At 60.5% G+C, this 10891-nt stretch carries 8 protein-coding genes and 1 tRNA gene; 1 reads left to right on the top strand and 8 read right to left on the bottom strand.

Annotation, left to right across the window (positions count from 1 at the left end; genetic code table 11):
- The 6 genes from folP to ONB25_14590 all read right to left on the bottom strand — a co-directional run.
- On the bottom strand, nucleotides 1-650 hold a 650-nt coding region (gene folP / locus ONB25_14615; protein ID MDZ7394116.1), incomplete at its 3' end, for a dihydropteroate synthase.
- Nucleotides 651-659: 9 nt separating this feature from the next.
- Entirely contained in the window at nucleotides 660-2132 is a 1473-nt protein-coding gene (locus ONB25_14610) for a tetratricopeptide repeat protein (protein MDZ7394115.1), read from the bottom strand.
- A gap of 76 nt (nucleotides 2133-2208) precedes the next feature.
- Nucleotides 2209-4098, bottom strand: a complete 1890-nt coding sequence (ftsH, locus tag ONB25_14605; GenBank protein MDZ7394114.1) for an ATP-dependent zinc metalloprotease FtsH — start codon at nucleotides 4096-4098, stop codon at nucleotides 2209-2211.
- A 151-nt stretch (nucleotides 4099-4249) separates the two neighbouring features.
- Nucleotides 4250-4804, bottom strand: coding sequence for a hypoxanthine phosphoribosyltransferase (gene hpt, locus ONB25_14600; protein MDZ7394113.1), 555 nt, complete (start codon nucleotides 4802-4804; stop codon nucleotides 4250-4252).
- Nucleotides 4788-6182, bottom strand: coding sequence for a tRNA lysidine(34) synthetase TilS (gene tilS, locus ONB25_14595; GenBank protein MDZ7394112.1), 1395 nt, complete (start codon nucleotides 6180-6182; stop codon nucleotides 4788-4790). Before tilS ends, hpt begins: the two co-directional genes overlap by 17 nt.
- 82 nt (nucleotides 6183-6264) lie before the next feature.
- Nucleotides 6265-6341, bottom strand: a tRNA-Met gene (locus tag ONB25_14590).
- A 308-nt stretch (nucleotides 6342-6649) separates the two neighbouring features.
- Here ONB25_14590 and ONB25_14585 point away from each other — a divergent pair.
- Nucleotides 6650-8923, top strand: coding sequence for a fused MFS/spermidine synthase (locus tag ONB25_14585; protein ID MDZ7394111.1), 2274 nt, complete (start codon nucleotides 6650-6652; stop codon nucleotides 8921-8923).
- Here ONB25_14585 and amrA read toward each other — a convergent pair.
- Together amrA and amrB are read right to left on the bottom strand one after the other, a co-directional pair.
- A complete protein-coding gene (gene amrA / locus ONB25_14580; protein MDZ7394110.1) occupies nucleotides 8901-9476 on the bottom strand; it encodes an AmmeMemoRadiSam system protein A in 576 nt (191 codons plus the stop codon). The two genes, ONB25_14585 and amrA, sit on opposite strands and share 23 nt — an antisense overlap.
- Before the next feature lie 23 nt (nucleotides 9477-9499).
- The coding region (amrB, locus tag ONB25_14575; GenBank protein ID MDZ7394109.1) for an AmmeMemoRadiSam system protein B at nucleotides 9500-10891 on the bottom strand (1392 nt) is incomplete at its 5' end.

The raw sequence follows: 10891 nt of genomic DNA, 5'->3' as shown, positions 1-10891 counted from the left end.
AACTCTTTGAGCCGGCGGATGATCTCAAAATTGTGCTGCACCGTCTTGCCGAACCCTATGCCCGGGTCCACCACCAGGCAGGAACGAGGGATGCCTGCCTGTTCGCACGCCGCGACGCGCTCCTGGAGGAAGGCAATAATCTCCTCCACCACATCTCCATAGGTGGGATTGCGTTGCATGGTACGCGGCTCGCCTTGCATGTGCATGAGCACAAGGCCTGCCCCGAAGCGCCGCACCACCTCTGCCATTTGTCGATCTGCCCGCAAGGCGGTTATGTCGTTGACCATCGCCGCCCCTGCCTCGAGGGCACGCTCGGCAACTGCCGCCTTGTACGTGTCAATGGAAATCGGCACCTCCACCATCTTGGCAAGGCGTTGGACGACCGGCACGACCCTCCGTATCTCCTCGTCTACCGGCACAGGCTCGGCGCCGGGCCGGGTGGATTCGCCACCCACGTCGATGATGTCGGCTCCCTGGCGACACAACTCCAGCGCATGCGCCAACGCGAGGTCAGGGTCGAAAAACTTGCCACCGTCGGAGAAACTGTCCGGCGTGACGTTGAGGATACCCATGACCAGCGTCCTGCCGGACAAATCCAACAGCCGGCCGCGGCAGGTGAGTCGGAATGAACACTGTCCTGCTGCAACCACCGCCTTCCCTCAGTGGGTTATCTGGAATATGTGCTCGCGCGCGATCTCAGCCATCCGGTCTTGTGCGTCGCGCTTGCGCAAAACCCTTTCCTGCAAGTAAGGAAGCGCCTCTTCGGGCTTGCCGCTACGCCGTGCGATCAGCCCCAGATAAAGGTAAGAGTCCAAGTGATCACCGACAGCTATGGCGCGCTCGAAAAAGCCTCGTGCCAGCTCGTCGTGGTTGGCCACGTAGTGCGCCACGCCCAGGGCGAACAATACCTCGGGATCGTCGGGAGCCAGACGGAGGGCCCGTTCTAAGCAGGCAAATCCCTCTTCGTTTTGCTCCCAGGCGATGAGCAGTTTTCCCTTGACAACCTGTCCTGGTGCTGAAGTGGGATTCACGCGCAAAACCTCTTCCACAGCTTCGAGGGCTTCCCTGCGCCGGGCCATCTCCTTAAGGTATTCGACAAGACCAAGGCGGGCGCTGATGTTGAGGGGGTCATACCAAATGGCCCGCCGCAGAAGCTGCTCCTCATCTTCGAATCCGAGATCCCTGAAGCGGCTACGGTGCAGCCGAGTCATCAACACTAGGGCGTGGGAACTTGTGGCATCCAAGGTCAGCACTTTGCGCAGGTAAATCTCGGCCTGATCCCACTCTTCCTGAAGGACAGCACATTCGGCCCCAAGAAGGAAAGCTGATGCACAAGAGGAATCCTGCTGAACCAACTGCTCTGTGGCGGTGACTGCATAATACAGCGTCTCGCGCCAGGGTCTGCCCAAAGCCCGCAGTCCCTTGGCCTCTTCCAGGTAAGATCTGGCCACCAGAAGCTGAGCCAAAGACGTGTGCGTCCCGGCGAGTACTCGGCGCGCCCGCTCATACGCTTTCTGGTGCAGGAAGAGATCAGCCCGCGCAAGGGAGGTGTCCCAAGACACAGCGGTGGCGACGCGAGCCCTCCTGCAGCTGAGCGTGCGTGCTAGCCATTCCTGCGCGGCTGCAACCAGGCTCTGGAGATCGTCCTCCGAGCACGAAAAGATGGTATCTGCCCAGGCGCCCTTGTGATACAGGCGAGCGCGCAGCCCGATTTCCTCTCCCTCCGCCACCACTTCGCCGGAAAGACACGCATCGAGTCCACTGCGTTGGGCAAAACGCGCAACATAGTCTTGCCGCGCGCAACTGTCAACGTCCACCGCCTCGAGCACGGAGGGAAAGCTGCTCACGTAATAGTTGCCACAAAGGTTTCGCGCGTTGTCGCTTAGGGAGCGACTGAGGGCCCACGCCTGCGAAGAGGCGCCTCCAGGCGCAAAGGGGAGCACGGCCAGGTAGGGACGCCGCTCAGGCCCTCGGAGCGAGAACAAAACAGTCGCCTCTGCGATAGCCCCCAGGACCACTACCGCCGCCAAGAGGCGCCTTAGCAGACGGCGAGCAATGAGCGTGGAAGAACGATGGAGGGTGGCGAGGACGACAACGAGAAAGACGACAATGACCGCAATCAGCAGCGGCATCCGGGAAAGGGGCACCATGCAGACCGAGAAGACGAGGGCAGAGGGCGTCATGGGTCTGGCCAACGCTGGTGTTGCCTCACCCCGTGGTGCGCGCGGGCGCCTTAGCACGCTTGGGCCGCCTGTTCTTAGATGGGGCCAAGGTCTTGCCGGCAAGAATGCGGTCGATCTCTTCTCCGTCCAAGATCTCACGTTCCAGCAACGCGTTGGCGAGTGCGTGCAGCTTGTCGATGTTCTCCGCCAGAAGCTTCTCCGTATCCTCAGCCGCCGACAGCACAAACCGCTTCACTTCCTCATCGATGATCTGGGCGGTCTTTTCGCTGTAGTCGCGATGTTGCGCGATCTCGCGGCCGAGAAAGATCTCCTCACCCTTCTTGCCAAAGGTCACCGGACCCAGGCGGTCGCTCATACCCCACTCGCAGACCATCTTTCGTGCCAATTCGGTCGCCCGTTCGATGTCGTTGCCTGCCCCGGTGGTGAGTTGATTGAGGACCAACTTTTCCGCCGCGCGCCCTCCCAACAGGTGGCGCATCATGATCAGGCAGTATTCTTTGGAGTAATTGTGCTTCTCATCGATGGGCAGTGTCGTGGTGGCTCCCAGCGCGCGGCCCCGCGGGATGATAGTCACCTTGTGCACGGGGTCGGAGCCGGGGATGAGCTTGGCCACCAACGCGTGTCCTGCCTCGTGGTAGGCCGTGCTGCGTCGCTCTTCTTCGCTGATGAGAAGGCTCTTGCGCTCGGCCCCCATCATCACCTTGTCCTTGGCCTCCTCAAAGTCCTCCATGGTGACGTGGGTCTTGTTCTTGCGCGCGGCCAAGAGCGCCGCCTCGTTGACCATATTGGCCAGATCGGCGCCAGAAAAGCCTGGGGTCCCTTTAGCGAGAATGGACAGGTCCACGTCGCGGCCAAGGGGGATTCTCTTGGTGTGCACGCGCAAAATCCCTTCGCGCCCCCGCACGTCCGGCCGGTCCACCACAATCTGGCGGTCGAAACGGCCCGGCCTCAGCAGTGCCTGATCAAGTACGTCTGGGCGGTTGGTGGCCGCGATGACGATCACACCTTCATTGGAGTCGAACCCGTCCATCTCAACCAGGAGCTGATTCAACGTCTGCTCGCGCTCATCGTGGCCGCCTCCGAGACCGGCACCCCGCTGCCTGCCCACCGCGTCAATCTCATCGATGAAGATGATACAGGGCGCGTTGCGCTTACCCTGCTCAAACAGGTCGCGCACGCGCGAGGCCCCTACTCCCACAAACATCTCCACAAAGTCGGCGCCGGACATGCTGAAAAATGGCACACCAGCCTCACCAGCCACGGCCTTGGCCAAAAGAGTCTTGCCCGTACCAGGCGGGCCCAACAGGAGTGCCCCCTTGGGGATCTTCCCGCCCAGGCGCTGGAACTTTTCCGGCTCCTTGAGGAATTCGATGATTTCGCGCAGCTCCTCCTTGGCCTCGTCCGCCCCGGCTACGTCGTCGAATGTCACTTTGGGCCGGTTTTCCGTAAGGAGACGAGCCCGCGACTTGCCGAAGGAGAAGATCCCTTTGGTGCCCACGCCCTGCATACGCCTCAAGAAAAACAGCCACACGGCGATGATGAGGAGCCAGGGGCCGTAGCCCAACAGGTACTGCCACAGACTGGGAGCCTTTTCGGTGAAGCGGATATCGCTGATGCCGAACTCATCCCGCCACCTCTGCACCTCCTCAGCGGAGGGTTCAGCAGGCAGATTCACCCGAAACTTGCTAAAGTAAATCTCATTGCCGCCTTTGACGATGGACTGCGGCTCACGCAACTCGCCATGGAATTCCTTGCCCTGAATCATCGCCTTCTCCACCACACGAGCGGAGAGCAGGTCAACGAAGTGGGGCACGTACTTTATCTCTTGCTCACCACGATTACGGATGGTGAGCCGTTGGGAGACGTACAGTGAGACGGTAATGATGATGAGCCACAGGAAGAGGGTGCGCCCCATGCGGGCCCATTGAAAGTTATCGTTTTTGCGCGGCCCGCCCTTTTCCGGACCCTTGCCGTCAGGGCCGCGCCCGTCCGTGCCTCCCGAGCGCTGCAGCGGGGTATTTTTCTGCACGTAAAACTTCATGACTTGCTACCTTCTCCGAAGGGTTTCATCCCTTCTTCACGTAAATGCCGCTCAAGTTGCGCAACAGTTGCGCCTGGTCCAAGCCGTAGCCGACCACAAACTCGTTGGGAATGCGGAAGCCTACATAGTCGACCTCATACGGCACGCGGGCCGCTCCTTCTTTAAGCAAAAGTGTCACGTACTTGAGCGACCTTGGGCGAAAGCGTTGCAGCCGCCGCTGCAGGAATTGAATCGAAAGCCCAGAGTCGACGATGTCCTCCACCACTATGACGTCTCTCCCCTCGATCTGGCAATCCACATCCTTGAGCAGCTTGACCCAGCCGGAGGTCATAGTTTCGTCCCCGTAGCTGGAGATCTTCATAAAGTCAACTTCGCAATCGATCTCCAGGTGGCGGATGAGGTCCGCCAGAAAGATGAAGCCTCCGTTGAGCACGCCGATCAACACGGGCACCCGCCCCCGATAGTCGCGGGACAGCTCTTTGGCCAACTCCTTGATGCGTCGCTGGATGCGACGCGGACTCAGCATCAGTTTATACCCTTGTCCAGCTTCCGCCTTCTGCTTTTCACTCTTGCCTGCCATAGTCTGTGTGGAATTCCAGTTTGAGTAGGTCCGTAGTCTGAGAGGTTACTCGAAAACGCTCATCCAGGCGCAACCCGCACACCCACACGATCCCTGCATCGCATTCCAAGAGGGGGATACAGGGCCGGCGGTGGCCAGGAACTTTGGCATCAACGAAAAAGTCTGAGACCTTCTTTCTGTCGTTCATCCCCAACGGGACGAAGCGGTCGCCTTGCTGCCACGAACGCAGCCGCAAGGCCCCCTGAATGCGGGCAGCGTCCACGAACTCCACAGCCCGCGACTTTCCCCCGCAGGTGCGGTATTCCTCCCACGTAGCAGGAGCACAGCGAAAACGAAAACCCCGTTCCTCGTCTTGTACCTCTTTGCCCACCTCAACCGCGACCAGGTAGGTCTCCGGTCGGACGGGGCCAAGCACCAGATACCTGCCAGAAATCCTTGCCTCCAGCCCTCCGCCCAGCGTCACCCTCGTTCCTGGCCGCCTTGTTCGGACCAGAGTGGTCACTCGCTCAATCTGGCGGCTGCTCAGCCGAGAACGGCATACGCCGAGCTCTTCCACAGCGGCCAGAAGCACATACTTCTGTAGCACTGAAAGATAGCGCAAATAGGCAGTAATATCAAGCACTATTTTTCCCCCTTCGCGGCGTCCATCTTTCATGAGCTGTTCACGCGCGAGTGTACGGAGAGCCTCATCCGCTTCTTGGATGGCCTGGCACGCGCGGGTCAAGGAATCCACCACCCGTGGGTTATAGCGAGACGCAAGCAGCGGAATCAGCTCGTGCCGGAGTCGATTGCGACGAATGGAACGGTCCAGATTGGTGCTGTCCTGGCAGAAAGGCAGCTGATGGAGCTGAGCGTACTCAACGAGTTCGCTGCGCCGGAAGGCTAGGAGGGGGCGTACGAAGATCTCACGGCGCCACCACATGCCCCCGAGCCCGGCGAGCCCTGCCCCGCGGAGCAAGTGGTCAAGAAAGGTTTCAGCCTGGTCATCGGCTTGGTGCCCCAAAGCGACGCGGTCGGCCCGAACCTGGAGCGCCACGCGCTGCAGGAATGCATAACGCACCTGGCGGGCCGCTGCCTCTCGGGAAAGCCTGTGCTCCCTGGCGAAGGCAGCCACATCGGCCCGTTCCACCACCACAGGCACGCGATAGTCCTCCGCCCGCCGCCTCACAAATGCCTCGTCCTGGTCAGCCTCCTCCCCACGGAGGCCGTGGTTGAGGTGGGCCACCACCAGGGCGAGCCTCCACCGGCTGCGGATGGCGGCGAAGAGGTCCAGGAGCACCATCGAGTCGACGCCGCCAGAGACTGCCACGACTACCGTCTGCTCAGGAGCGACAAGTGCGTGCTCGGTGAGAGTTTTTTCGAAACGCTCACGAAGCATCGGTCATCACAAACAAAAAGACCTTTCGCAAAGGAAAGGTCAGACGTAGTAGGTCACGACTATGGTTTTCGGCCTCTGCCATTGGTAGCGGTGCAGGGATTCGAACCCCGGACCCGCGGATTATGATTCCGCTGCTCTAGCCAGCTGAGCTACACCGCCGATGCGCTTTCAAATTTACAAGATTTTGGAGCAAAATCAAGTTGTTTTTGTGTGGGCCGATGTCTAGCGCCAACGTGTTTCCCTTGCTCCTGAAATACCAATACAACCGCAGGTCCTCGGTGTACAACGTATCGGCATATCGGACCATGAAAGCGTGCTATAGGCTTGTGACTGTTCGAAGCAGAGTTCACCAGCAAATCCAGTCTGCGCCAACGAAGCACCAGGGTACAACGTCGCCTTTTTCCTTGACTTTGGCTGCGCCATTGCCTATTTTTGGCATGGCACTGTAGATGTACCAGGAGGCGAGGATGAAGGCGAGACTGGGCTTCGCCGTCGTCGTCATGGGGGCCACGGCTACTGTGGCGCAGGTGGTAGCCATGCGCGAGCTGGTTGTGACCTTTTACGGCAACGAGCTTGTGTTGGGGACCTTGTTGGCCAACTGGCTTCTCTGTACCGCAGCGGGCAGTGCACTGGCCGGTATCCTCTTGCGCAACCGTCGCAACCCCTCGCTGGTTTTCGGCGTGCTCCAGGTAGCGGTAGCAGTCACGTTGCCGGTGACTATTCTTGCAGCCCGCGCCGTGCACCTCGTTTGGGGCAGCGGGCAGGGGCAGATGCTGGGCCTTGTGCCGATGCTGGTCACGCCACCGGCGGTCATCGGTCCCCTGTGTGTGCTCCTCGGTCTTCTTTACACCACCGGCTGCAAAGGAACCGCCGCAGCGGGCCTACGCGAAGCTTTGGCCATTGGAAGGGTCTATGTCCTCGAGTCACTCGGGGCGACCGTGGGGGGACTTTTGGCCAGCTTTGTGCTTATCCGCTACTTGCACGCTTTCCACGTCGCCGCGCTCCTGGGCGGGCTCAACCTCTTGAGTGCGGCAGCACTTGTTCACCCGCCACGGCAAGGAATGCGGCGGCGGGAAATTGCCATAGTGGCAGCCGCTCTCCTGGCCCTGGCCGCGTCGGCCAACCGCCTGCAAGACCTCGGCAACTCCCTGCTCTGGCGGGGCTTTCACCTCTTGCACAGCGAAAACACACCCTATGCGAACGTGGTTGTCGTTGCCGTGGATGAAGCGATCAGCTTTTTCGAAAACGGCTTGGTTTCTTTCACTTTTCCCGACCCCGAGAGCGCCGAGAATCTGGTCCACCTGGCACTTCTGCAGCACCCGCACCCGCAAACAGTGCTGTTAGTGGGCGGTGGGCTTGGTGGCGCTGTGGCGGAGGTCCTCAAGACCCCCTCGCTGGAGCACTTGGACTATGTGGAGCTGGATCCACGCGTGATAGCTCTGGGCCGGCAGTTCCTGCCCCCGTATGCGACATCAGTGCTCGCCGACCCGCGCGTCACGGTGCACAACGTCGACGGCAGACGCTACATCAGCACTGCCCGTGTGCGCTACGACGTCGTGCTAATCGGCCTTCCCGAACCTCGGACCACCATGGTCAATCGCTTTTTCACGCGCGAGTTCTTTTTGCAGGTAAGAAGGATTCTCAAACCGGGAGGGATCGTCTCCTTTGCGGTAAGTTCATCGGAGAATGTCATCGGCGAGGAGTTGGCGCGCTTCCTTGCCTGCCTGCGCAACACTCTGGCCAGCGTCTTTCCAGAGGTCGTCGTGTTCCCTGGCACCAGCGCGCACTTCTTTGCCGCCCTCCCACCAACCCGGCTCACCACCGAGGCCGGCCCACTGTTGGAGCGACTGCGCGAACGCCAGCTGAAGACCCTGTTCGTGCGCGAATACTATCTGCCTTTCCGCCTGTGGGGGCCCCGCGTGGACTATTTGAACAGCGTACTACTGCGGCACAAAGACGAGCGCCTCAACACCGATTTTGCGCCGGTGGCACACTACTTCGATCTGGTCCTCTGGAGCAGACAGGTCAGCCCGGCGACGGTTCGGGTGTTTCGCGCCATCGCAGCCGCCGGACACTGGTTAGCCTGGGTGCCGGGCGCGTGCGTAGCAGTGCTTTTCCTACTCGCTCGTCTCTGGCATGGGTCGCGGCCCACACTCCACCGTTCTGCTGTGGCGTGGGCAGTCTTTTGCGCTGGTTTCTCAGGAATCGCCCTAGAGGTGGGGTGCATCATCGCCTTTCAGGCAATCTATGGCTATGTTTACTACCGCGTCGCGCTCCTGGTAACTGCCTTCATGGCTGGATTGGCACTGGGTGGTATGTTGAGCAACATAGCCTTGCGTCGCTCAGTTCCTGTACTGGGGTACTTCCGGTTGGCGGTAGCACTTCTCACCCTGCTGCCCCCGGTGGCACTCGGCACCATGTACCTACTGGCACATGAACAAAGCACTCCCGTGCTCAGGAGTTGCGGCCAGTGGCTAGTGCCTTTGCTGCTCCTCCTCACCGGCCTCTTCGACGGATATCAGTTCCCCTTAGCCAATGACCTCTTCGCCCTAGGCAAGGGAAGGGTGGAACGGACCGCCGGCATCGTCTATGCAGTCGATTTAGTTGGGGCATGCGTCGGAGCGGCAGCCGCCGCGGCCATCCTCATCCCTGTCCTGGGCCTCCCTCTCACCGTCCTCGGCCTGACCTTTCTCAACCTGAGCGGCCTGGTGGCCTCCATTACCTGTCTGAAGAGCCCCTGATCCTCTGTTCCTTTTCCCCAAAGACCTCGGCCGTAAAGACCTTGATGGTGGTGTGCTTGTCCTTGTAAGCCTCTGGCGGCAGCCCTGCTTTCATGCACGTGTGGCGCAGGAAGGTGGTGCGATCCCAGTTGTACTCAGTGGCCACCTGCGGGAGCAGGAGTCCCTTTCGCATCCCCTGCTGGACGATCAGGCCGTGTTCGCCCACTTTGATTTCCTCGAGGTTGCGGATTTCTCGCGTGGGCGAAAGCACGGAAATCTCGATGTCGACCTCTGGGAGTTCCTCTTCGGTCAGTGGCGGAAAGCGCGGGTCTTCGAAGGCGGCCGCCTGTGCCATATCCGCCACCGCCAAGTACAGCGGGCTCACCGGTTCGATGTAGCCGATGCAACCCCGCAGGGTGCCGTGCTTATGCAAAGTCACAAAGGCGCCCTGCTTCTCGCGCAAACGGTTCGAGAGGTCCCCGAACTGCGGCAAGGGCTGATTCTTCAGCCTGCTCTCGATGGCAGCGCGGGCAATGCGTAGCAGCTGCGCCCTCTCCTCAGCAGTAAGCTCCATAGCCCATGCCTCCTTTCCGCGTTCTACTTGGCCTCTTCGAAAACCTGCGTTTCATAGAGGTAGAATACCGCGCCTTGCTTCCAGGCGTCAGGGGGCAGACCGGCCTTTTGACACAGATTGCGCAGTTCTTCTTCCTTGGTCTTCCAGCCTACTTCGATGGGCACTTCAGGCAAAAAAGTAGCCCCGCGACCGTCCTTGTACATGATGATGCCATGCTTGCCCATGACGAAATCATCCAGGGTCTGAATCTGATAGACATTGGTCAGGTAAACAGAGATCTTGATTTTGACTTCACCCAGTTCGCTCTTGCGCAAGGGAGGAAAACGCGGGTCCTCGAACGCCGAGGCCACCGCCATTTGCGGCACCAGCTTGTACAAGGGCACGTCGCTCTCGTGGTGGCCGATGCACCCCCGCAGCTCGCCCCGCTTGGTGAGCGTTACAAAAACCCCGCGCCGTTCATTCATGACCTCGTGGGTGGGCGCAAACTCGGGAATAGCGCCGTGTTCCAGGTAGTGGACGATGCTTTGCCGGGCCATGCGCAACAGCTCCTTCTGCACCTCTTCGCTCAGGGGCGAATACTCCACCCGGCCTGGAATAGCCTTCTTCTTTGGCTGAGCCTGTTGCGGTTTGTACACGATGGCCGCACCGTAGCCCACCACGTAGCCCGTCTTCTGCCCGGTCACATCCCCGCTAGTGGTATGGGCAAGTACCTGAGCTTCTGTGGCCCCCAACAGGTGCGCGGCATGTTGCATGGCGGCAATGGGGCCGGCACCGCAGGCAGCGTATTTTCCCGTGCGGGCGCCGTCACACAGTCCCTGGGGGTCCAACTTTGCTACCTGCGCCAGTGTGCGCTTGTCGGTCGCGTGGCAGTCGGTGTAGGACTCCCCGTGGTACAGGTCAGAACTGGCCACCACCAGCACCCTGCGGCCTGCAGCGGCTGCGGCGATGGCCGCGCCAAGGCGACGGCAGGTGTCCCAGGAGTCGTCCAACATCGCGATCGGCACGATCTTGACCCCAGGGAGTGCCACCTGTAAGAAGGGGATCTGCGCCTCGATAGAATGCTCACTCTCACGGTGACCAGCCTCCCCCAGAGTGATAAGCGGGTCTTGCTTGGCAATGGCGGCAGCCAGCTCCTTGTCCACTAGCGCCACGCCCAGCGGGGTGCGGTAGCCCTCCCCTTTGAACACCGAGACACCCGAAAAGTACTCCCGATGGCTGGGGCCAATGACAACAACTGCGTCGTAGTGCTTGCCTCGCACTTGACGATAGGCAACGGCAGCCGTCGCCCCCGAGTACACGTAGCCGGCGTGAGGTGCAAGCAGTCCCACAATCTCGCCATCCACTTGCGCGTCCAGAGCTTGTTCGTACCACTTCTCAATGGTGGCACGCAGGGCTGCCGGATTGTCTGCATACCA

The sequence above is a fragment of the candidate division KSB1 bacterium genome (assembly GCA_034506335.1).
Lineage (GTDB): Bacteria > Zhuqueibacterota > Zhuqueibacteria > JANLFK01 > Oleimicrobiaceae > Oleimicrobium.
This window is presented reverse-complemented; position numbering and strand designations above follow the sequence as displayed.

Bases quoted from the DNA above. Each gene is read 5' to 3' on its own strand.
- ONB25_14610 (MDZ7394115.1), bottom strand. From the start codon at position 2,132: ATGCCGCTGCTGATTGCGGTCATTGTCGTCTTTCTCGTTGTCGTCCTC.
- ftsH (MDZ7394114.1), bottom strand. From the start codon at position 4,098: ATGGGGCGCACCCTCTTCCTGTGGCTCATCATCATTACCGTCTCACTG.
- hpt (MDZ7394113.1), bottom strand. From the start codon at position 4,804: ATGGCAGGCAAGAGTGAAAAGCAGAAGGCGGAAGCTGGACAAGGGTAT.
- tilS (MDZ7394112.1), bottom strand. From the start codon at position 6,182: ATGCTTCGTGAGCGTTTCGAAAAAACTCTCACCGAGCACGCACTTGTC.
- ONB25_14585 (MDZ7394111.1), top strand. From the start codon at position 6,650: ATGAAGGCGAGACTGGGCTTCGCCGTCGTCGTCATGGGGGCCACGGCT.
- amrA (MDZ7394110.1), bottom strand. From the start codon at position 9,476: ATGGAGCTTACTGCTGAGGAGAGGGCGCAGCTGCTACGCATTGCCCGC.